This is a genomic window from Pseudonocardia hierapolitana, from assembly GCF_007994075.1.
Classification (GTDB): domain Bacteria; phylum Actinomycetota; class Actinomycetes; order Mycobacteriales; family Pseudonocardiaceae; genus Pseudonocardia; species Pseudonocardia hierapolitana.
In genome coordinates this window covers 7,967,534-7,987,489 of sequence record NZ_VIWU01000001.1, presented here as the reverse complement: position 1 = coordinate 7,987,489, position 19,956 = coordinate 7,967,534, and the positions used below count along the sequence as shown (strand labels likewise).

Here is a 19,956-nt window from a genome sequence, read left to right as displayed (position 1 = left end):
CTGGCGGTGGTGGGCGCTGGGATCGGATTGCCCGGAGTCTCGCGCACCGACACCTCAGCGGTACGACAGGGCCCCGCACCCCAAACAGTACGCTTGTCCTGCTAAGAGGTCGAGGCCGCCCTCGGATACACCGATGTGGTGGAAGTTGCCCCCGTTGCGGGTGTGGCTCCGGGTGCATCCGCACCCGGAGTGGCACAGTGCGATCGCTCGCAGAGATCACAAAGCACGATCACTGACAAGACGATCACTCGTGCGACGGGATGGAGGTCGGTCTCGTGCGGCTCGTGCGGTGTCGACGCACGCTCGTGCTGGCCCTGCTCGTGTCCCTGTGGGGCGGGGCGTTGCTGGGCGGGACGGGCACGGCTCTCGCCCAGCCCGCACCACCGCCCAACCCCAGCGACGACGATCTGCGGCGCAGCCGCGAGGCGGTGGACGCCCGCGCGGGGGAGGTGGCTCGGCTCACGGCGACGCTCGCGGAGCTGGACAGCAGGACCGACGAGCTGCAGGCGGCACTCGCGGCGCAGCGCGAGACCGCCGAGGCGGCGCTCGTGGACCTGCAGACCGCGCAGGACGCCGCGGCGGCGGCGAAGACGCGGGCCGAGGCGGCCCGGATCGAGACGCAGGCGGCCACCGTCGCGATCGACCAGGCGCGGGCGCGGCTGGACGAGATCGTGTCCACCACCTACCTGCGTGGCCTGGACGCCGGCCCGCTCGGGCTGCTCACCGAGGCCACGAGCCCCGAGGACCTGCTCGCACGCGCGGAGTTCACCGACCTGGTCGCGCGGACCCAGCTGCAGGCCCAGGAGGGTCTGGAACGCGCGCGCGTCGACAAGGCCAACGCCGACTCCTCCGCCCGCGCGGCCCTGGAGGCCGCCGAGGAGGCCGAGGCCGACGCCGAGGCGGCGAAGGTGGTGGCCGACCGGGCCGTCGCCGCCGCCCAGGCCGCCGCCCGCGCCCAGGCCGAGCAGCTGGCCCAGGTGGCGACGCAGCGGGCGGGCGTGCAGCGGCAGCTCGACGCCGCTCAGTCGGCCGATGCCGGCCTGCGCTCGCAGCGGCAGCGCTTCGACGACTGGCAGCGCCGGATGGCCGAGGAGCGTGCGGCGCGGGAGCGGGCCGAGCGCGACGCCGCCGCTACAAGGGTGTCGGCGGCCGGGGGGTCGTCGAACCTGCGTGGCACCGCCGCGGTGCGCCGCGTGATCGACCGGGCGATGTCGCAGATCGGGGTGCAGTACGTGTGGGGTGGCGGCAACGGCCGCGGCCCGAGCACCGGAATCCCGGACGCGTTCGGTTCGCCGCTCAACCGCGTCGGGTTCGACTGCTCCGGCCTGATGCAGTACGCCTTCAGCGGGGCCGGGGTCTCCCTGCCGCGCGTGAGCCGCAACCAGTTCCACGTGGGCGACAAGGTTCCGGTCTCCGACATCCGCCCGGGTGACATGATCTTCTACCAGAACCCGGGAGCCCCGATCCACCACGTCGCGATGTACGTCGGCAACGGCAAGATGATCGAGGCCCCGTACACCGGCGGGAACGTCCGCGTGGTCCCCATGCGGACGAAGGGCCTGCTGCCGCAGGCGGCCCGCGTGCTCTGACCGGCTCAGCCCCCGGCTGAGCCTGTGTGCTGGCGGCGCGTGAGCGCCTCGCAGATCTCGCTGAGGGCCGCGAGCTGCGGCTCGGTGAGCGCCTCCGCGAAATGGACGCGCACCGCGTCGACGAGGACCGGCTCGGCCGCGTCGAGCGCGGCCCGGCCCGCTTCGGTGAGCTCGACGTCGTCACCCCGGCCGTCGAGCTCGCACGGCACGCGGGCGATCAGTCCCCGCCGCTCCATCCGCCCCAGCTGCCGCGACAGTCGGCTGCGCGACCAGCCCATGCGGTCGGCGAGGGCGGCGACCCGCACGCAAAGGGCCGTGCGGGCGTCCGGCCGGGGATCGGGGGCGAGGGCGACCGGCCAGCCGTCGGTGCCGGAGCCGTCGCCGATGGCCCGCACCGCGGCCAGCACGTCGACATCGGGCATCGAGACGGCCGAGCGGTCCTCGAGCTCGCGGGCGAGCCGGGCGTCGAGGGCGAGCCGCAGGGCGCGGTAGGCCGTCCACGCCCGGCGCTGGCCGGGGGAGAGCGCTGCACTCACGCCGCCAGGCTAGCCGATTCTGTTGACATGTAACCGAGACCGGGCCACAGTGCTCCATATCTCAGTTACATGTAACCGATCTGGAGGGGCGATGGTGGAGCAGATCGTGGAGGTCAACGGCGGCTCGCTGTGCGTGGAGCGGTTCGGCGACCGGGCCGACCCGCCCGTGCTGCTGGTGATGGGGGCCGGGGCGTCGATGCTGTACTGGGACGCGGAGTTCTGCCGGCGGCTCGCGGACGCGGGCCGGTTCGTGCTCCGCTACGACCACCGCGACACCGGGCGGTCCCGCAGCTCGGCCACGGGCGCCCCGGACTACGCGCTGCGCGACCTCGTGGCGGACGCCGGAGGCATCCTCGACGCGTTCGGCCTCGCGTCAGCGCACGTGGTCGGGATGTCGATGGGGGCGGCGATCGGGCAGCTGCTCGCGCTGGAGCACCCGCAGCGGGTGCGGTCACTGGCGCTGCTGTGCTCCACGCCCGGCGGCCCGGGCCACGACGCGCCGGACCTGCCGCCGATGTCCGATGCGCTCGCGGCGGTGTTCAGCGGCGAGCAGGCCGAGCCGGACTGGTCCGACCGGGACGCCGTGATCGGGTACCACGTGGCGGGGGAGCGGGCCTACACCGGCGCCCTGCCCTTCGACGAGGCCCGCTGGCGCGAGCTCGCCGCTCGCTCGTTCGACCGGACCTGCGACAGCGCCGCGTGCTTCAGCAACCACTTCCTGGTCGACCCCGGCCCGCCGTGGCGGCACCGGCTCGGCGACATCCGGGTGCCGACGCTGGTGCTGCACGGCACCGCCGACCCGTTCCTGCCGTTCGGCCACGGCATCGCGCTGGCGGCCGAGATCTCGGGCGCCCGGCTCGTTGAGTTGGAGGGGGCCGGGCACGAGCCGCCGCCGCGGTCGCTGTGGAACGTGGTGGTGCCCGCGCTCGTCGAGCTCACGGCCGGCGCGGCGCCGCGGCGATGACCGCCGCTCTGCTGGCGCTCGTGGCGGCCGCGGGATGGGGCGTCGCCGACTTCCTCGGCGGCCGGTACAGCCGGGGCGGCCTGCTCGTGGCGCTGCTCGGCTCGCAGGCCGCGGCACTGGTGCTGCTCGCGGCGGTCGTCGCTGCGCTCGGCGCGCCGCCGCCGGGCCCCGGTCACCTGCTCGCCGCGGTCGCCGCCGGGGCGAGCGAGCTGGTCGGGGTGGCGGCGCTGTACCGGGGGTCGGCGCGGGGGCCGGTCGGCGTCGTGGCGCCGGTGGCCGCGGCCGCGCCGGTCGTGCCGCTGGTCGTGGGCACGGCGTCGGGCGAGGTGCCCGCGCCCGTGCAGGTCGGCGGCCTCGTCGTCGCCGTGGGCGGGATCGTGCTGGCCGCCCGCGGGTCGCGGGCGGCGGGCACGGGCGTCCCGGCTGCGGTCGCGCACGGGGCGGTGTCGGCGGTCGGGTTCGGCGGCTTCTTCGTCCTGATGGCGGCGGCGAGCGAGGGCGGGATCGAGTGGGCGCTGCTGGCGTCGCGGGCCACGGCGGTCGCCGTGCTCCTCGCTGTCGCGGTGGGCGCGAGGGTCCTCTGGACGGCCCGGCCGGGGACGGGTGCACGGGCACGGTCGCTGCCGGACCGGCGACGCTCGGCCGCCCGTCGGGCGGTGCCGGGATCGGTGCTCGTCGGTGCGCTGATCGTCGTGGCCGACGCGGCCTACGCCGCCGCGACCGTGGTGGGGCACCTGGGCGTCGTGGCGGTACTGGGTGCGCTGCACACCGTGGTGACGGTCGGTCTGGCGGGGGCCGTCCTCGGGGAGCGGGTCGGGAGGGTGCAGGCGGTCGGCATCGCCGCGGCACTGGCCGGTGCTGCGGTGGTTGTGGCCGGGTGACCGGCCACAACCATGATGTCAATGAGTCATTGACGCGTCCGGATCGTCCACCTTCCGTGGACCGCCCGCTGATCGCGGGGAGTCCTGATCCACCACGTGCCCACACCGCGCGTGCTCTGCCGGCGGCTGTCAGCGGGCGGCGAGTCCGCGCGCGATCGCGCCGGCGACGGTGTCGATGTAGCGCGTGAGCTGGCGCCCGGTGGAATCGTGGCTCGGGTTGACCTCGGTCAGGACGACGGCGGCGAGCGTCGGTGCGGCGCACAACAGGACGGCAAGCACCTCGCCCGCCGCGGCGAGGGAGATCCCGGTGCCGTAGTGGGGGAAGTTGGCCAGCGGGAGGTCGCGTGAGTCCACGGCTTCCACGTCGAAGTGGACGACCAGGCTCGACGTGTTCGGCTGCAGTGCGGTCAGCGCCGCGGTCGCGCAACCGGCGGGATCGGCGCGGACCTGGTGGTCGGCGAACCGGACCAGGTCGGGACGACCGTGGAGCAGTTCGGCGTCGAAGGTCTCGGGGTCGGTCTCGTCGTAGCCGATGAGGGCGAGCCGTCGGTCGGTGAGCATCGGCGGTCCGGCACCCAGTCGGGCCAGCTCGGTGTCGGCCAGGCCGAGCACGTGGGCGATGCCCATGGCGTCGAGCACGCCGCTCCCGGTCGTCTGCGGGGTCGCGAGGTCGGCGTCCCCGTCGAGGCAGAGCAGGCCGACGGCGGGGTCCCGGCGCTGGCGCTGGGCGCCTGCGACGACGCCCGGGGTGATGATGCAGTCGCCGCCCAGTACGAGGGGTAGTGCGTGCTCGGCGAGCGCGTGGTCGACGGCGTCGGCCACGGTCCGGGCCACGCGCACCACCGCGTCCAGGTTGCGGCCGTCGAGCCGATCTCGTCGGGGGCGAAGACCTCGTGCAGGAGCTCACCGCGGTCCTCGGTCAGGCCCGCGGCGCGGAGCCGGTCGACGAGCCCGCCGGCCCGCAGGGCGGCAGGGTCCTGGCCTGCGTGGTGGGTCCCCGGCGCTGCTGGCCACCCCGATCACGACCACCCGAGTGCTCGGCACGACCCTTTCCACTCATTGTCAATGAATCATTGACGCCTACAAATCGTCCACCTTTCGTTGACCGTCCGCCGCTGCCGCGGCGACGGCCCACGACGGCGGAAGCGCCGGTTCACCGGCGTCTCACGGGCCGCACGGTGGGATGGGGGCGTGAGCGTGCAGGAGTCCGTCCCGAGCCCGGCGAACGAGGGGGAGCGCCTCGAGCGCGTCGTCTTCGAGATCAAGCGAGTGATCGTCGGTCAGGACCGGTTGGTCGAGCGGATGCTCGTCGGCCTCCTGGCCCGCGGCCACCTGCTCCTGGAGGGCGTGCCCGGCGTGGCGAAGACCCTCGCGGTCGAGACGGTGGCGAAGGTGGTGGGCGGCAGCTTCTCCCGCCTGCAGTTCACCCCGGACCTCGTGCCCGCCGACATCCTCGGTACCCGCATCTACCGGCAGGGGCGCGAGGAGTTCGACGTCGAGCTGGGCCCGGTGGTCGCCAACTTCGTGCTCGCCGACGAGATCAACCGTGCGCCGGCGAAGGTGCAGTCGGCCATGCTCGAGGTGATGGCTGAGCGGCACCTGTCGATCGGTGGCCAGACCTTCCCGATGCCCGACCCGTTCCTGGTGCTCGCCACGCAGAACCCGATCGAGAACGAGGGCGTGTACCCGCTGCCGGAGGCCCAGCGCGACCGGTTCCTCTTCAAGATCATCGTCGAGTACCCGGGCGTGGAGGAGGAGCGGGAGATCGTCTACCGGATGGGCGCCGAGCCGCCCGTCGCGCAGCAGGTGATCGACCCCGCCGAGCTCACCCGGCTGCAGAAGGTGGCCACGCGCGTGTTCGTGCACCACGCGCTCGTCGACTACGTGGTGCGGCTCGTCGTCGCCACCCGCACGCCTGCGGAGCACGGCCTGTCCGACATCGCCGGCTGGGTGTCCTACGGCGCGTCACCGCGCGCCACGCTGGGCATCGTGGCGGCGGCGCGGGCGCTCGCGCTGATCCGCGGCCGCGACTACGTGCTGCCGCAGGACGTGCTCGACGTGGCGCCCGACGTGCTGCGGCACCGGCTCGTGCTGTCCTACGACGCGGTGGCCGACCAGGTGCCGATGGACCACATCATCTCCCGGGTGCTCGCCACGGTGCCGTTGCCGCAGGTGAGCGCTCGGCCGCAGAGCGGCCCGGCGCCGTACCCGGCGGGCAGCTCGGCGTGAGCCGTCCCGACGTCCGCGAGAACGGTCCTCCCGGGGGCGGTGACCCGGACGGTTCCGCGCCGGGACGCCGGCACGCGCCCGCGACGCCGCCCTCCTTCCGGGAGGGGCGGATGGAAGCCGCGCTGCGCACCCTGGAGCTCACGGTGCGCGGGCGGCTGGACGGGCTGTTGCAGGGCAACCACCTGGGCCTCGTGCCCGGGCCGGGCAGTGAGCCCGGCGATTCGCGGCTCTACGTGCCCGGTGACGACGTGCGGCACATGGACTGGGCGGCCACTGCCCGCACCACCGCGCCCCACGTGCGAGAGACGATGGCCGACCGGGAGCTGGAGACGTGGGTCGTCATGGACCTGTCGGCCAGCCTCGACTTCGGCACGGCGGCGTGCGAGAAGCGCGACCTCGCGATCGCGGCGCTCGCCGCGGTCACCCACCTCACGCGTGGCGGCGGCAACCGGATCGGGGTGCTCGTCGCCACCGGGGAGAAGCTCGTGCGGATCCCGGCGCGGGGCGGGCTGGCCCACGCCCAGGGCATGTTGCGCCGCGTCGCGAGCACCCCGCGTCCGCCCGAGGGCACCCGGGGTGACCTCGCCGCGGCCGTCGAGCAGCTGCGTCGCCCGCCGCGGCGGCGCGGGCTCGCGGTCGTGATCTCCGACTTCCTCGGCGAGCCCGACTGGGAGCGTTCGCTGCGGGCGCTGTCGGCCCGGCACGAGCTGCTCGCCGTCGAGGTGCTCGACCCGCGTGAGCTGGAGCTCCCCGACGTCGGCACCGTCGTGCTGGCCGACCCGGAGAGCGGCAGGCAGCGCGAGGTCACGATCACCCCGCTGCTGGCGCGCGAGTTCTCCGCCGCCGCGGCCGAGCACCGCGAGCAGGTGGCGGCCGTGCTGCGGCGGTGCGGGGCCGCGCACCTCACGCTGCGCACCGACTCGGACTGGATCGCCGACGTCGTGCGGTTCGTCCTCGCCCGCAAGCGCGCCTGGTCCGGAGGGCGGTAGATGTTCTCGCACCCGTGGTGGCTGGTGCTGCTCGTCGTCGTGGCGGCGATGGTGGCCGGCTACGTGCTGCTGCTGCGCAGGCGCCGCCGCGACACGATCCGCTTCACCAACCTCGAGCTGCTCGACCGCGTCGCTCCGAAGCGGCACGGCTGGTACCGGCACCTCCCGGCGGCGGCGCTCATCGTCGCGCTCGCCGTGCTCACCATCGCCCTGGCCGGCCCGCAGGCGGAGGCCCGGGTGCCCCGCAACCGGGCCACGGTCGTGCTGGTGATCGACGTGTCGCTGTCGATGCAGGCCACCGACGTCGAGCCGAACCGGCTCGCCGCGGCGCAGGTCGCCGCGAAGGCGTTCGCCGACCAGCTCACCCCCGGTATCAACCTCGGCCTCGTGTCGTTCGCCGGCACTGCCGCGGTGCTCGTGTCGCCCACCGTCGACCGGGAGCCGATCAAACGGGCCGTCGACGGGCTGAAGCTGTCCGAGTCCACCGCCACCGGCGAGGCGATCTTCGCGGCGATCCAGTCGGTGGAGACGTTCTCGCAGGCCATCGCGGGCGCGGCGGCCGAGGGCCCGCCACCGGCGCGGATCGTGCTGATGAGCGACGGCAAGCAGACCGTGCCCGGTGGGGTGATGCCGGAGGAGGAGCCGCGCGGCGCGTTCACCGCTGCGCGGGCGGCCGCGGAGGCCGGGATCCCGGTGTCCACGATCTCGTTCGGCACCGACTACGGCACGATCGAGATCAACCCGGGCGAACGCACGCCCGTGGCCGTCGACGACGCGTCGATGCGCCAGATCGCCGAGCTGTCCGGCGGCCAGTTCTTCACGGCCGCGAGCGAGGGCGAGCTGCGGCGGGTCTACGCGGACCTGTCGGACCAGATCGGCTACGAGGTGCGCCGGGTCGACGTCAGCCGTCCGTGGCTCGCCGGCGGCGCCCTGCTCCTGGTGGTGGGCCTGGGCACCGGCATCGCTCTGGGCCGACGCCTGCCCTGACCCCGGCTCGCGCAACGAGTGGAGACCGCGAGTCGCGCCGTCGCGCGCGCGAGTCGCGGGCTCGGCGAGCCGGGGTCGCTCGGCCGCGGGCGCGCCCCATAGGGTGGGCCGCGTGGGACGCAGCGTGCTGGTGACCGGAGGCAACCGCGGGATCGGGCTGGCGATCGCGAAGGCGTTCGCGGCGCAAGGGGACCAGGTGGCGGTGACCCACCGCAGCGGAGCCGAGGGGTTGCCGGGGGAGCTGCTGCCGGTGCAGTGCGACGTCACCGACTCCGCGGCGATCGACGCGGCGTTCACGGAGGTCGAGGAGAAGCACGGGCCCGTTCAGGTCCTCGTCTCCAACGCGGGGATGAACGACGACACGCTGCTCATGCGGATGAGCGAGGAGTCGTTCACGCGCGTCGTCGACGCCAACCTCACCGCCGCCTACCGCGTGGCCAAGCGCGCGTCGCGGGGGATGCTCAGGGCGAAGTCCGGGCGGATGATCTTCATCTCCAGCGTGGTCGGCCTCACCGGCTCCGCGGGCCAGGTGAACTACGCGGCCTCGAAGGCCGGGCTCGTCGGCCTCGCCCGCTCGATCGCCCGTGAGCTGGGCTCGCGCGGCATCACCGCCAACGTCGTGGCGCCCGGCTTCGTCGACACCGACATGACGCGCGCCCTGCCCGACGCCCGCCGCGCCGAGATCCTCACGCAGGTGCCGCTCGGCCGGTACGCCAGCGCCGAGGAGATCGCCTCCGCCGTCACCTGGCTGGGTTCGGACGCCGCCGGGTACGTCACGGGCGCGGTCATCCCCGTGGACGGCGGCCTCGGCATGGGCCACTGACTCCACTCCAGACGATCGGAAGGCTTCCATGGGACTGCTCGAGGGCAAACGCCTGCTCATCACCGGTGTGATCACCGATGCCTCGCTCGGCTTCCACGTCGCGAAGGTGGCGCAGGAGCAGGGCGCGCAGGTGGTGCTCACCGGCTTCGGCCGGCTCAGGCTGGTGGAACGGATCGCGCAGCGGCTGCCGCAGGCCGCACCGGTCGTCGAGCTGGACGTGTCCGACCAGGAGCAGCTGGACACCCTCGTCGACCGCGTCTCCCCGCACCTCGGCGACGAGCCGAAGCTCGACGGCGTGCTGCACTCGATCGGCTTCGCGCCCGCGTCCTGCCTGGGAGACGGGGCGTTCCTCAACGCGCCGTGGGAGGACGTCGCGCAGACGCTGCAGGTGAGCGCCTACTCGTTCAAGTCGCTGTCCACCGCGCTGCTGCCGCTGCTCGGGCCGGGCAGCTCCATCGTCGGGATGGACTTCGACAACCGCCAGGCCTGGCCGGCCTACGACTGGATGGGCGTCGCGAAGTCGACGCTGGAGTCGGTCACCCGCTACCTGGCGCGCGACCTGGGGCCGAAGGGCATCCGCGTCAACCTCTGTGCCGCCGGGCCGGTGCGCACGATGGCGGCGAAGTCGATCCCCGGGTTCGCCGCGTTCGAGGACGCATGGGACGGGCGTGCGCCGCTCGGCTGGGACGTCAACGACCCGGTGCCGGTCGCGAAGACCGTGTGCGCGCTGCTGTCGGACTGGATGCCGGCCACCACGGGCTCGATGGTGTGGGCCGACGGCGGCTTCCACGCCATAGGTGTCTAATGCACGGGTGAGTGAGTTCGACGCCCTGCTGGTGCTGTCGTTCGGCGGGCCGGAGGGGCCTGCCGACGTGCGCCCCTTCCTCGAGAACGTCGTCCGCGGCCGCGGTGTGCCGCCGGAGCGGCTGGACGCCGTCGAGGAGCACTACCAGCACTTCGGGGGCGTGAGCCCGCTGAACGCCCGCAACCGCGAGATCATCGCGGCGGTCCGGGAACGGATCGAGCTGCCGGTGTACTTCGGCAACCGCAACTGGCACCCGATGGTGGAGGACACCGTCGCGGAGATGGCCCGCGGCGGCGTGCGGCGCGCGCTCGTGTTCGCCACCAGCGCGTACGGCGGCTACTCGGCCTGCCGCCAGTACCACGAGGACATCGCCCGGGCCCGCAAGGCCGTGGGCGACGGCGCGCCCGAGCTGGTGAAGATCCGCCACTTCTTCGACCACCCGCTGTTCGTCGCGGCGAACGCCGACGCCGTACGCGCCGCGCGGGCCACCTTGCCCGCGGAGCTCCAGGACGTGGCCCGGATCGTGTTCACCGCCCACTCGGTGCCCGTCGCCGCCGATGCCGCGGCCGGGCCGCCCGGGGAGGGTGGGCACCGGTACTCCCGGCAGGTCGCCGAGGCCGCCCGGCTCGTGGCGGCGGAGCTGGGTGCCGAGGAGCACGACGTGGTGTGGCAGTCACGTTCCGGGCCGCCGCAGGTGCCGTGGCTCGAGCCGGACATCGTCGACCACATCGACGCCCTGCACGCGCGGGGCGTGGGTGCCGTGGTGGTGGCGCCGATCGGGTTCGTGTCCGACCACGTCGAGGTGATCTGGGACCTCGACACCGAGGCCCGCGAGCGCGCCGAGGAACTGGGCATGGGCTTCGCCCGCGCCGCGACGGCAGGCCCGGACCCGCGGTTCGCCGACATGGTCGCCGAGCTCGTGGCCGAGCACCTGCACGACGCCGCCCCGCGCTCGCTCGGGGACGTCGCCGCGGACGGTTCCACCCTCAACGGCGCGCCGTGCGCCGTCGACTGCTGCCGGCCGGCGCAGCGCCCGGTCCGACCGGAGTAGTGCCCCGGGCACCGGCACCGGACTACCCTCGCCGTTCCCGGCGTGCGACCCGGGTTGGAGGAGCCATGGGCGAGCGCCGCGACATCGGTGGGCATCCCACCTGGGTCGACCTGCGCGGAAGCGGACCGGCGACGATCCTCCTCCTGCACGGCGGCATGTCGAACAGCGACCTGCTGCTCGAGGCCATCGGAGCACCTCTGGTCGAGCGGCACCGCCTCGTCGCCTTCGATCGCCGCGGCCACGGATACACGGCCGACACCCCAGCACCGTTCCACTACGACGACATGGCGGCGGAGACGATCGCCGTGCTCGAGGCGGTCGTCGGCGGGCCGGCTCATCTGGTCGGTTGGAGCGACGGCGGCATCATCGGCCTGCTCGTCGCCCTGCACCGGCCCGAGCTCGTCGACCGCATGGTGGTGATCGGGGCGAACTTCCACCACGACGGATTCGGCAGCCTCGACATGCCCGAGGACTCACCGTTCGCCAGGGCGATCTTCGAGGCGTACGCCCAGCGCTCGCCGGATGGAGGAGAGCACTTCGGCGAGGTCTTCGAGAAGTTCATGGCGATGGTGACCACCGAGCCGACACTGACCACGGAAGATCTCGGCCGGATCACCGCGCCGACGTTGGTGATGGCAGGCGACGACGACGCCGTCCTGCTCGCGCACACGTGCGAGATGTACGAGGCGCTGCCCGCCGGTCAGCTGTCGATCGTTCCCGGCACGTCGCACGCGCTGCCGATCGAACGCCCCGACGTGACGGCTCGGACGGTGCTCGACTTCCTCGGGGCGGAGGTTCCCCCGGCGACGTTGATGCCGGTTCGCCGTGCACGGGCGATCGCCTGATCGGAAAGTCGGCTCGCACTCTAAATGCCAACATGGTTATATAGCCAGCATGGGATGTTCTGTCTGGGCGGTGGGGAACTACGCCGGCTGGGGCGACCGGTTCTCCGCGGTCGGCACGCGCCTCGTCGCCGAGGTCGGGGTGGAGGGGTTCGACGTCCTGGACGTCGCCACGGGCCACGGCCCGACGGCGATCGCCGCCGCACGGGCGGGCGGCCGCGTCACCGGGCTGGACATCACCCCTGAGCTGCTGGCGATCGCCCGTCGCCGTGCGCACGAGGCGGGCGTGCGGGTCGACTGGGTCGAGGCGGACATGACCGCGATGCCGTTCCCCGACCGGTCCTTCGACCGGGTGCTCTCGACGTTCGGGGCGATGGCCGCGCCCGACCACCGGGGCATGGCCACCGAGCTCGTCCGGCTCTGCCGCCCGGGCGGCGTGATCGCGTCCACGGCCTGGAGCCTCGACTCGGTGTACTCGAAGATCGGCGGGATCGTCGGCGGACTTCTGGCCGGCGACGACGAGGACGACGCGGAGCCCGGCCCGATGCCGACCGACTGGGCCGACCCCGATGCCGTCCGGTCGATCTTCGCCGGCCTGCCGGTCACGGTGGAGACGGTGGCCCGCACGGTGACCGTCCGCTGGCCGTCGATCGAAGCCCTGATCGACGTTCTTCCCGAGTTCGGGCCGCTCGCCGGGGCGGTGGAGGCGCTGCGCGCCGCCGGCACGTGGGACGCCGCCCGCACGGCGCTCGCCGAGATGCTCGCCGCCGAGTCGTCGTCGAGCACCGAGCTGGTGGCCGAGGTGCCGTACGCGGTCACGATCGCCACGCGGTGAATCCGTGCGGGCCCGACCCGGCCGTCGGGTAGGAAGCGATCATGCGTCGCACGTTCGAGGATCTGGTCGCCGAGGCCGCGGCGGCTCCGATGGAGGGCTGGGACTTCTCCTGGCTCGACGGCCGGGCCACCGAGGAACGACCGCCGTGGGGCTACCAGCGCCTCCTGGGTGAGCGGCTGCCGCGGGTGTCGGCCGCCCTGGACGTGCAGACCGGCGGCGGGGAGGTGCTCGCCGGGGTGCCTGCCTACCCGCCGCTGATGGTGGCCACCGAGTCCTGGCCGCCGAACGTCGCGCGGGCCACGCAGCTGCTGCACCCGCGCGGCGTGGCCGTGGTGGCCGATCCGGACGAGCCGCCGCTGCCGTTCGGCGACGCCGCGTTCGACCTGGTGACCAGCCGCCACCCGGTGACCGTGTGGTGGGCGGAGATCGCCCGGGTGCTGCGGCCCGGCGGGAGCTACCTCGCCCAGCACGTGGGGCCGGCGAGCGTGTTCGAGCTGGTCGAGTTCTTCCTCGGCCCGCAGCCCGCGGAGATCCGGAGCGGCCGCCATCCCGACCACGCCCGTGAGGGGGCCGGCGCCGCCGGCCTGGAGGTCGTGGACCTGCGGACGGCGCGGCTGCGCATCGAGTTCCGCGACGTCGGCGCGGTGGTGTGGTTCCTGCGGAAGGTGATCTGGATGGTCCCCGGGTTCACGGTGGAGGCCTACCGAGACCGCCTGCGCGAGCTGCACGAGCTGATCGAGGCCGAGGGCCCGTTCGTGGCGCACTCGAGCCGGTACCTCATCGAGGCCCGGAGGCCGCGAGCGCAGTGAGGGTGCGTTCCCCGCCCGGATCGCCGGCCGTGGCGGGGACGAGCACCACCTCGTCCAGGCCGGCGGCGGTGTAAGCGGCCAGTCGCTCGCGCACCGTGCCGAGGTCGCCGACGAGCCCGATCCGGTCGGCGGCTTCCGGGGGCACCGCGGCGAGCAGTTCCCCACGGGTGGCGCCCGCGAGCGCCATCCGCACCGCGTCGCCGAGCCCTGCGGCGGTGAACATCTCGCCGTACCCGGCGACCTCCAGGTAGCCGACGAGGCTCTGCAGCACCTGCGCCCGCGCCTCCGGTCCGGGGTCGACGGCGGCGGGGAGCCACGCCGCCAGCCGCGGCGCGGGCCGGCCGATCCGCTGCGCCGCCGTCTCGAGCTTGGCGCGGTAGTGCCGGACCTGCTCGGGGGAGACCAGGTCGAGCACCATGCGGTCGGCGTGCTCGGCGGCGACTGCGATCGCCCGGTCGCCGAACGCGGCGAGGGTGATCGGCCCGCCGGGCGGGTCCAGCCGCAGCCGGTAGCCGTGGGTCGACACCGTCTCGCCCGCGAAGTCGGCCACCTCGCCGCGGAACAGCGCCCGCAGCGCCTGCGCGCTCTCGGCCATCGTGGTGACCGCACGGCGCCGGGACCGGCCGTGCATCCGCTCGACCACCCGGACGCTCGACGTGCCCAGCGCCACCCCGACCGGCCGGCGGACGAGTGCTGCCGTGGAGGCGGCGGCGCGGGCGATCGAGGCCGGGTCCCGGACCGACACGGGGATCGGGCCGACCGTGAGCGCGATCCGCTCCGTCGCGAGCCCAGCGGCGGTAGCCAGCGCGAAGGCATCCCAGACGAACCCCTCACCGACCCAGAGGTCCCGGTAGCCGAGCCGGTCGGCCACGACGGCGGTCCGCAGCTCCTCCTCCGGGGGAACGTCGGGTCGCGACGCGATGACCACGGTGATCTCCATGGCGAGCGCCAACGTCGGGCGGCGGGCGTGTTGTTCCACGCCGTCCGCGGCGGCTCACTCCCGCAGGCCGAACTCGTTGCCCTCGGTGTCGAGGAACGACGCGAACCTGCCCCACGGCATCTCGGTGAGCGGCTTGGCGAACGAGACCCCCTCGGCGGCGAGCCGGGAGCAGGTCACCTCGATGTCCTCGACCTCGAAGACCACGCCGGGTCGCCGTGTCTCCCAGTCCGGCATCATCGCCTTCGGGTGGAGGACGAGGGCCGACGCGGCCCCCGGCGGGGCCACCTCGAGCCAGCGCGCGTCCCCCATCGGCCACTCGGCGCGCAGCTCGAAGCCGACCTTCCCGGTCCAGAAGCGGAGGGCTTCGTCCTGGTCGGTGACGTAGACGGCCACGGTCGAGACGTGTCGGATCACCCGCCGGACGCTACCCAGGCCCGGGACGATCACGCTTGAACCGATGCGACACCGGCCTCGGTGATCTCCCGGAGCAGCTCCCGGAACTCACGCGGGCTGAGGTCGAAGCGTTCCCGGAACGTGCGCGTGAGGTGGGCGTGGTCCGCGTACCCGGTCTCGGCGGCGAGCGCGGCGAGGTCGACTCGGCTGTCGCGGACGAGCAGTTCCCGCGCCCGGTTGAACCGGAGGATCCGGGCGAGGGCGCCCGGGGACATCCCCGCGGATCGGTCGAAGCGTCGCTGCAACGTCCGGGTCGTCGTGCCGAGCTCGCCTGCGAGGCTCGTGACGGGGACCTGCCCGCAGCGTTCCGCGACGATCCTGGCCGCGGTCACCACCACCGGATCCGGGGTGGCGTGGCCGAGGTGGAGGTGGAGCCAGCCGGCCAGCGCGGTGAGCGTGGTGGCGCTTCCGAGCGGGGTCGTCGGTGCCAGCACCTCCGGGGCGTCCGCCACGAGGTCGACGGCATCGCCCGGCCGGCAAGCCAGGAGATCCCTCGCCCCGCCCACGTGGAAGCGAGCCGCCACCAGCTCGACCCGCTCATCGGAGGTCAGCGTGACGGGTCTGGTGCGAGGGCCCATGAAAGCCACCCCCTGCAGCGTCCTGCCGCCCGCTCGGTAGCTCCCGGCCCGCAGCACGAGGAGCTCGGCGTACGGCGTGGCCCAGAGGTGCTCCCGCGAGTAACCCGAGCCGCCGTAGTCGTGCGCGAGCTCCCACAGGCAACGCACGAACGGCCGCAGCGCCTGCGGCGGCGGGTGCTCCCGGTAGCGCATCGGCGGTCAGCTACCCGGCAAGGTGGTCACACACCGATTGTGGTGCCGGTGCGCCGACCGCATTCGCTACGGGCACACCGAAGTCGGTGTGCCAGTGGCGCATTCCCGCGCAACTGGCGTTGAGCGGACGGAGACGACCGCTGAAACGAGGTCAGTGCCGGTCGAACTCGCCCGCCCGGACGCCGGCCAGGAACTCCGACCAGCGGGCCGGCGGGTAGCGGTGCGGAGGCAGGGCGCGATCCTTTGTGTCACGCAACGCCACCCCATCGGGCAGGAACGCCACTTCGACGCAGCTGGCGCCGTTGCCGCCGCTGAAGCTGCTCGTGAACCAGCGGAGCTCCTCGTCGCGCACGGCCTTCTCCTTCGGACGGGCTCACCTCCCGGCCAGCCGACGGATCAGCGCCAGCGACTCAGCCGGGTCGAGCGCATCGGACAGCACACGCTCGAACGTCAGCCTAGCCCGCGCGACATCTCCGGCCTTGTCAAGACTCAACGCTCCGAGGGAATGCTCGACGTAGGCCATGTCCGGCTCGTCCAGGTCGCCGAAGCTGAGGATCATGAAGCCGGAGGGCAGAGCGGCATGCGCGCCAACGGCGGTGGGCAGGACGTGCAATGCCACGGTGTCGAGCTCCGCGAGCTTCGCGATGTGTGCGAGCTGCTCGCGCTGGATCTCTGCGCCGCCCACCGGGCGGTGCAGAGTCGACTCGTCGATCACAGCGATCACGGCCAGCGGGTTGTCGTCCGAGGTGAGCCTTTGCTGGCGGTAGATGCGCGCCGCGACCTCGTTCTCCAGCTGTTCCTCGGTGCGCTGCAGCGGGACGGCGCACATCAGGGCGCGGGCGTAGTCAGCCGTCTGCAGAATCCCGGGAACGTATGAGAGCGTGAACTCCTGGAGCCGGCTCGCCTCTGTCTCTAAGGCGATGTAGCTGTTGTTGCCCAGCCCGTAGGCCCGCCACCAGCCAGGCTGCAGAGCCTCCTGCGCCAGCTCCACGAACTCGGTCCATCGCGTCCCGCCCACGTCGTACAGGTCGAGCATGCTCTTCACCCAGTGGATGTCGATGACCACCTGGGCGTTCTCGATCCGGCTGAGCTTGCTCACCGAGAAATGCAGCTTCGGCGCCGCCTCCTCCAGCGTGAGGCCGGCCTGTTCGCGCAACAGCCTCAGCTGGCGGGCCAGCACCCGCCGGCGGACCATCGAACCCTCGCGCCGCGTCACGTGACCCCCCGCTCCGACTCGATCACGGATCGTGGCACACGAGAAGCTCGGAGCGGGAATTTCGCGTCCGCGCTTCTCGCGTCGACGGTCTCGATCTCCGCGGTCCGTCCGGACCCTCGCCGCCATGACTTCCGCGGCACGACGCCACGAGACTCCTGCCCAACGCAACTTCCGCCTCATGGGCGAGGCCGCCGAGATCATCACCGGCTGGCCGCTGGTCCGCGACCGCCTGCGAGCCCTCCACATCCCCGACGCGGAGGGCCGCTGCCGGGGCTGCACCAGCCAGACGCGGCGGGCGCCGCAGTGGCCGTGCGCGCTGGCCCTGGTCGCCCACGGGGAGGAACCCGACTTCACACATCGAGCGCGGGCTTCACACAAGGCCGGCCCTGTGTGAAGCCCGCCCGGGGTGTGTGAAGTGGCTCTAGTGTGGGTCGGGGGCTGCGGCGATCGCTGCGGCCACCAGATCGGCCGCGGTGTTCTCCCGCGTGCGGCGGCCTCTGTCGTAGTGCTGGGTGGTCGCGATCGTGGCGTGGCCGACGTCGGCCTGGACGTGCTGGATGCGGGCGTCCTGCTCCAGCGCGATGGTGACGTAGGCGTGGCGCAGGGCGTGCGGGTGCACGCGCTCGGCCACACCGTCGAGGGCCGGGCCGGCGTGGGCGGCGATGCGGCGCAGCAGCGTGTAGAGGTCGACGCGGGAGCAGCGGCCGCCGTCGCGGGTGGCGATCATCGGGGCGGCGGCCGCCGTGGTGCGGCCCCGGTGGGCGGGCACGGCCGTGCCGGCGAGGCGGTCGCGCTCGGCCAGGTAGGCGGCCAGGGCCTCGCGGACGAGGTCGGTGACGTACACCTCGCGGTGCAGGCCGCCCTTGCCCAGGACGCGCAGGACGTCGTCGCCGCCGGTGCGGTAGAGGTCGTCACGGTCGAGGCCGACGAGCTCGGAGATCCGCAACCCGAGCGTCAGCAGGGCGACCACCGCCACCGCGCGCAGCGCGTAGAGCCGCGCCAGCCGGGGGCTGCGTGAGTACGGCAGGCGCGCCGCCGCCATGAGCAGGGCCTTGAGCTGCTCGGCGGTGAGCCGCACGGTCGGGGACGCGTCGCGTGCACTGGACGAGAGGCCGAGCCGGGCCCGGTTGAGCGCCGCGGGGTTGGCCGCGACGACGCCGGTCTCGGCGAGGTGGCCGTACATCGCGGAGAGCGTCGACAGCATCCGCTGCCGCGTGCGGCGCTGCGCGCCCGCGGCGTCGAGCGCGTGCAGCCACGCCTTGACGTGCCCGGCGGTCGCGTCGCGCGGGTCGAGCGTGCGGCGGGCGCACCAGCGGAACCAGGCGAGGTCGTGCAGCGGGCCCGGCGGGGCCGCCGGTGGCCCGGGGCGTTGCGGGGAGTCCGTGGGGTCGACCCACGCGATCGGGAGGCCCAGCGCGTAGGCGTACGTGCGGCGGGTGCCCGCGTTGGCGTACTGGGAGAGCCAGTCGAGCAGCTGGGCGCGCAGCACCTCGGGGTCGTCGACGCCGGGCCAGACCGACTCGTCCACGGCGGGGATGGCGGGGGAGCGGTCGCGGACGGCTTCGAGCACGGCGAGCGGGTCCAGCTCCATCCGCAGGACCGTACGGCACGGCCGGCCCGCGGTTGATCATCCCTCGGGGTCGAGGTCGATCCGGACCGTGAGCATGTCGCCGTCCGCGAGCGCCCGCAGCAGCACGCCGTCGAGCCGGTACCCGGGCCGGCCGCGCCCGAGGGCGCGGTGCCGGGCGCGGGCGTCGTCGTCGGGCAGCGGGTGTGCGGTGCCCGTCCGCCAGCGGCTACGCAGCCCGTCGCGCAGCCGCGCCGGGCGCGCCTTGATCCGCACCCGCGGGTCGGCGCGCAGGTTGCGCACGTACGCGCTCCGCTCGCCGAGCGCCGCGATCAACCAGAAGGTGTCGCCGTCCAGGCCGTTGGCCACCGGGACCCGCCGCACCCGGCCCGTGCGCCGTCCCACGGTCTCGAGCACGGCGTACGTGGGCGGCTCGAGCCCACGGGCGATCAGCCAGGCAACCAGCGGGTTGAGCAGCTTGTTCTGCACCGGCAGGATCCGGCGCCGCAGGTCGTGGTCGAGCACGGTCGCTCCTCGGGGTCTCGGCGTGCCGCGCGGTCGCGCGGTGTCGTGAGGAGGACGAGACGGGGCGCGCCGATGTGACACCGATCAGGACGAGACGGGTGTCGCGGACGAGGTCGTCCCGCGGTGGGCGAGAGCGCGCAGCAGCCACCCGGCGCGGTCGAGGGCGACGGCGAACACCATCGAGGCGAGCCACGTCGCCACCGCCAGGAGCGCGGCCTGCGTCACGCCCCGCACGACCGGTCCGGACGACCGCCTCCTCGCGGCGAGGAGGGCGAACAACGCCGCGTACCGAAGCGCCGCGAACAGGCCGGTCAGCGGAGCTCACACCCGGCACGCCATCGGGTCGGGCTACGACTTCGCCGCCGAGTTCGAGTTCGGGCTCGCGCTGATCCTGGACGCGCTGCGCCCCGACGAGGCCGGTCGATCACGCGCGTCGGGGTAGCCGTCGTAGTCGTTCCAGCCGGACTCCTCCATGAGCTCGCGCCATGTGGGCCAGACCTGCCCGGTCGTCTGCCGGACGAGTTCGCCCGGCACCGTGTACGGCGGCGCCTTGTGCGGCTTGGCGAGCGCCTGGTCCACGATCGCGTCGTGCAGCGCCGCCGCGGCGTGCAGCCGGGGCAGCGCGGCGTGCACGTGGTCGGCGTAGCCGGCGGGTGGTTCCGGGCCGCCGGCCCCGAGGTCGTAGCCGGCCCCTGCGGTCACGAGTGCGACCTCCGGACGCTTGCGCATGGCGATCTCGAAGCACAGGTGCAGGGCGATGGCGTCCCACACGATCTCGACCTTCTCCGGGGCCAGCCCGTGCTCGGTGAGCCAGGTGGCCGCGAGGTCGGCGCCGTCGAGCTCGAAGCGCTGGTCGCCGTTGCCCCGGTCGCTGAGCCCTGCGTCGTGCAGCACGCAGCCCAGGAACAGCAGTTCGTCGTCGTAGTCGCGGTCGGGCAGCAGCCCTTGCGCCTCGCCGAGGAAGCGCCCGTACAGGTAGGTGCGCATGCTGTGGTTGAAGATCGCGGGCTCCGTGATGCTCCTGGCGAAGCGCATCGCGTCGACAGCCAGCCCGGTCCGCGGGAACGGCAGGTCCCGGTAATCGTCCATCGCCCCTCCAGCTTCAGTAAGACTGAAGCCTAGACCAGCCTTCAGGGCTCCTGAAG

The 19,956-nt window shown here is 73.7% G+C and carries 24 protein-coding genes; 13 read left to right on the top strand and 11 right to left on the bottom strand.

All coding sequences use genetic code 11. From position 1 onward, the window contains the following. The first annotated feature begins 260 nt into the window (after window positions 1–260). Window positions 261–1,589: a C40 family peptidase gene (locus FHX44_RS37610; protein WP_147260107.1), complete on the top strand. Its 1,329-nt coding sequence runs from the start codon at window positions 261–263 to the stop codon at window positions 1,587–1,589. Window positions 1,590–1,594: 5 nt separating this feature from the next. On the opposite strand, the gene FHX44_RS37605 is transcribed toward FHX44_RS37610, so the two are convergent. Continuing rightward, on the bottom strand, window positions 1,595–2,125 hold the full coding sequence (locus FHX44_RS37605; protein ID WP_147260106.1) for a MarR family winged helix-turn-helix transcriptional regulator: 531 nt from the start codon (window positions 2,123–2,125) through the stop codon (window positions 1,595–1,597). 91 nt (window positions 2,126–2,216) lie between these two features. Between FHX44_RS37605 and FHX44_RS37600 the strand changes: the two genes are divergently transcribed. Both FHX44_RS37600 and FHX44_RS43965 read left to right on the top strand, forming a co-directional pair. After that, window positions 2,217–3,089 carry an alpha/beta fold hydrolase gene (locus FHX44_RS37600; protein WP_147260105.1) on the top strand — a complete coding sequence of 291 codons (873 nt, stop codon included), beginning with the start codon at window positions 2,217–2,219 and terminating at the stop codon, window positions 3,087–3,089. Continuing rightward, window positions 3,086–3,970, top strand: coding sequence for an EamA family transporter (locus FHX44_RS43965; RefSeq protein WP_147260104.1), 885 nt, complete (start codon window positions 3,086–3,088; stop codon window positions 3,968–3,970). Before FHX44_RS37600 ends, FHX44_RS43965 begins: the two co-directional genes overlap by 4 nt. A gap of 129 nt (window positions 3,971–4,099) precedes the next feature. Here the strand turns inward: FHX44_RS43965 and FHX44_RS37590 are convergent, their stop codons facing one another. After that, window positions 4,100–4,804, bottom strand: a complete 705-nt coding sequence (locus tag FHX44_RS37590; RefSeq protein WP_170309204.1) for an arginase family protein — start codon at window positions 4,802–4,804, stop codon at window positions 4,100–4,102. A gap of 357 nt (window positions 4,805–5,161) precedes the next feature. Between FHX44_RS37590 and FHX44_RS37585 the strand changes: the two genes are divergently transcribed. The 9 genes from FHX44_RS37585 (at window position 5,162) to FHX44_RS37545 (ending at window position 13,340) form a co-directional block, all read left to right on the top strand. After that, entirely contained in the window at window positions 5,162–6,199 is a 1,038-nt protein-coding gene (locus tag FHX44_RS37585) for an AAA family ATPase (RefSeq protein ID WP_147260102.1), read from the top strand. A 110-nt stretch (window positions 6,200–6,309) separates the two neighbouring features. Continuing rightward, entirely contained in the window at window positions 6,310–7,188 is an 879-nt protein-coding gene (locus FHX44_RS37580; RefSeq protein WP_147261791.1) for a DUF58 domain-containing protein, read from the top strand. Continuing rightward, entirely contained in the window at window positions 7,189–8,175 is a 987-nt protein-coding gene (locus FHX44_RS37575) for a VWA domain-containing protein (protein ID WP_147260101.1), read from the top strand. Window positions 8,176–8,287: 112 nt separating this feature from the next. Beyond that, window positions 8,288–8,998 (top strand): 3-oxoacyl-ACP reductase FabG, encoded by a 711-nt coding sequence (gene fabG, locus FHX44_RS37570; protein ID WP_147260100.1) that lies wholly within the window; start codon window positions 8,288–8,290, stop codon window positions 8,996–8,998. 28 nt (window positions 8,999–9,026) lie between these two features. Further along, entirely contained in the window at window positions 9,027–9,803 is a 777-nt protein-coding gene (gene fabI / locus FHX44_RS37565) for an enoyl-ACP reductase FabI (RefSeq protein ID WP_147260099.1), read from the top strand. Window positions 9,804–9,810: 7 nt separating this feature from the next. Then, on the top strand, window positions 9,811–10,854 hold the full coding sequence (locus tag FHX44_RS37560) for a ferrochelatase (RefSeq protein WP_147260098.1): 1,044 nt from the start codon (window positions 9,811–9,813) through the stop codon (window positions 10,852–10,854). A 65-nt stretch (window positions 10,855–10,919) separates the two neighbouring features. Beyond that, window positions 10,920–11,699: an alpha/beta fold hydrolase gene (locus FHX44_RS37555; RefSeq protein WP_147260097.1), complete on the top strand. Its 780-nt coding sequence runs from the start codon at window positions 10,920–10,922 to the stop codon at window positions 11,697–11,699. Between the two features lie 49 nt (window positions 11,700–11,748). Then, window positions 11,749–12,531 (top strand): class I SAM-dependent methyltransferase, encoded by a 783-nt coding sequence (locus FHX44_RS37550; protein ID WP_147260096.1) that lies wholly within the window; start codon window positions 11,749–11,751, stop codon window positions 12,529–12,531. A gap of 41 nt (window positions 12,532–12,572) precedes the next feature. Next, window positions 12,573–13,340: a class I SAM-dependent methyltransferase gene (locus tag FHX44_RS37545; RefSeq protein ID WP_147260095.1), complete on the top strand. Its 768-nt coding sequence runs from the start codon at window positions 12,573–12,575 to the stop codon at window positions 13,338–13,340. On the opposite strand, the gene FHX44_RS37540 is transcribed toward FHX44_RS37545, so the two are convergent. From FHX44_RS37540 to FHX44_RS37520, 5 genes are all read right to left on the bottom strand, one after another. Further along, window positions 13,309–14,319, bottom strand: coding sequence for an LLM class F420-dependent oxidoreductase (locus FHX44_RS37540; protein ID WP_246170805.1), 1,011 nt, complete (start codon window positions 14,317–14,319; stop codon window positions 13,309–13,311). The two genes, FHX44_RS37545 and FHX44_RS37540, sit on opposite strands and share 32 nt — an antisense overlap. Before the next feature lie 15 nt (window positions 14,320–14,334). Beyond that, window positions 14,335–14,694 (bottom strand): VOC family protein, encoded by a 360-nt coding sequence (locus tag FHX44_RS37535; protein ID WP_147260094.1) that lies wholly within the window; start codon window positions 14,692–14,694, stop codon window positions 14,335–14,337. Window positions 14,695–14,723: 29 nt separating this feature from the next. Beyond that, window positions 14,724–15,503, bottom strand: a complete 780-nt coding sequence (locus FHX44_RS37530) for an AraC family transcriptional regulator (RefSeq protein WP_147260093.1) — start codon at window positions 15,501–15,503, stop codon at window positions 14,724–14,726. Window positions 15,504–15,654: 151 nt separating this feature from the next. After that, on the bottom strand, window positions 15,655–15,855 hold the full coding sequence (locus FHX44_RS37525; RefSeq protein WP_147260092.1) for a DUF397 domain-containing protein: 201 nt from the start codon (window positions 15,853–15,855) through the stop codon (window positions 15,655–15,657). Window positions 15,856–15,876: 21 nt separating this feature from the next. Next, the gene (locus tag FHX44_RS37520) at window positions 15,877–16,719 is read right to left on the bottom strand and encodes a helix-turn-helix domain-containing protein (protein WP_170309203.1); all 843 of its coding nucleotides are present in this window, start codon (window positions 16,717–16,719) and stop codon (window positions 15,877–15,879) included. Between the two features lie 124 nt (window positions 16,720–16,843). Between FHX44_RS37520 and FHX44_RS42490 the strand changes: the two genes are divergently transcribed. Next, a complete protein-coding gene (locus FHX44_RS42490) occupies window positions 16,844–17,113 on the top strand; it encodes a hypothetical protein (protein WP_170309202.1) in 270 nt (89 codons plus the stop codon). A 27-nt stretch (window positions 17,114–17,140) separates the two neighbouring features. Here FHX44_RS42490 and FHX44_RS37515 read toward each other — a convergent pair whose 3' ends face one another. The 4 genes from FHX44_RS37515 to FHX44_RS37505 all read right to left on the bottom strand — a co-directional run bounded on the left by FHX44_RS37515 (window position 17,141) and on the right by FHX44_RS37505 (window position 19,900). Further along, window positions 17,141–18,310: a tyrosine-type recombinase/integrase gene (locus FHX44_RS37515; RefSeq protein WP_147260090.1), complete on the bottom strand. Its 1,170-nt coding sequence runs from the start codon at window positions 18,308–18,310 to the stop codon at window positions 17,141–17,143. Window positions 18,311–18,346: 36 nt separating this feature from the next. Then, complete coding sequence (locus FHX44_RS37510; protein ID WP_212612829.1) at window positions 18,347–18,811, bottom strand: nitroreductase/quinone reductase family protein; 465 nt, start codon at window positions 18,809–18,811, stop codon at window positions 18,347–18,349. 84 nt (window positions 18,812–18,895) lie between these two features. After that, a complete protein-coding gene (locus FHX44_RS42485) occupies window positions 18,896–19,045 on the bottom strand; it encodes a hypothetical protein (RefSeq protein WP_170309201.1) in 150 nt (49 codons plus the stop codon). Between the two features lie 114 nt (window positions 19,046–19,159). Further along, window positions 19,160–19,900 (bottom strand): HD domain-containing protein, encoded by a 741-nt coding sequence (locus tag FHX44_RS37505; RefSeq protein WP_147260089.1) that lies wholly within the window; start codon window positions 19,898–19,900, stop codon window positions 19,160–19,162. Window positions 19,901–19,956 lie beyond the last annotated feature (56 nt).

Coding starts and splice junctions, on each gene's coding strand:
- fabI (WP_147260099.1), top strand. CDS start 9,027: ATGGGACTGCTCGAGGGCAAACGCCTGCTCATCACCGGTGTGATCACC.
- FHX44_RS37505 (WP_147260089.1), bottom strand. CDS start 19,900: ATGGACGATTACCGGGACCTGCCGTTCCCGCGGACCGGGCTGGCTGTC.
- FHX44_RS37610 (WP_147260107.1), top strand. CDS start 261: ATGGAGGTCGGTCTCGTGCGGCTCGTGCGGTGTCGACGCACGCTCGTG.
- FHX44_RS37555 (WP_147260097.1), top strand. CDS start 10,920: ATGGGCGAGCGCCGCGACATCGGTGGGCATCCCACCTGGGTCGACCTG.
- FHX44_RS37575 (WP_147260101.1), top strand. CDS start 7,189: ATGTTCTCGCACCCGTGGTGGCTGGTGCTGCTCGTCGTCGTGGCGGCG.
- FHX44_RS37545 (WP_147260095.1), top strand. CDS start 12,573: ATGCGTCGCACGTTCGAGGATCTGGTCGCCGAGGCCGCGGCGGCTCCG.
- FHX44_RS37550 (WP_147260096.1), top strand. CDS start 11,749: ATGGGATGTTCTGTCTGGGCGGTGGGGAACTACGCCGGCTGGGGCGAC.
- FHX44_RS43965 (WP_147260104.1), top strand. CDS start 3,086: ATGACCGCCGCTCTGCTGGCGCTCGTGGCGGCCGCGGGATGGGGCGTC.
- FHX44_RS37580 (WP_147261791.1), top strand. CDS start 6,310: ATGGAAGCCGCGCTGCGCACCCTGGAGCTCACGGTGCGCGGGCGGCTG.
- FHX44_RS37530 (WP_147260093.1), bottom strand. CDS start 15,503: ATGCGCTACCGGGAGCACCCGCCGCCGCAGGCGCTGCGGCCGTTCGTG.
- FHX44_RS42490 (WP_170309202.1), top strand. CDS start 16,844: ATGACTTCCGCGGCACGACGCCACGAGACTCCTGCCCAACGCAACTTC.
- FHX44_RS37515 (WP_147260090.1), bottom strand. CDS start 18,310: ATGGAGCTGGACCCGCTCGCCGTGCTCGAAGCCGTCCGCGACCGCTCC.
- FHX44_RS37600 (WP_147260105.1), top strand. CDS start 2,217: ATGGTGGAGCAGATCGTGGAGGTCAACGGCGGCTCGCTGTGCGTGGAG.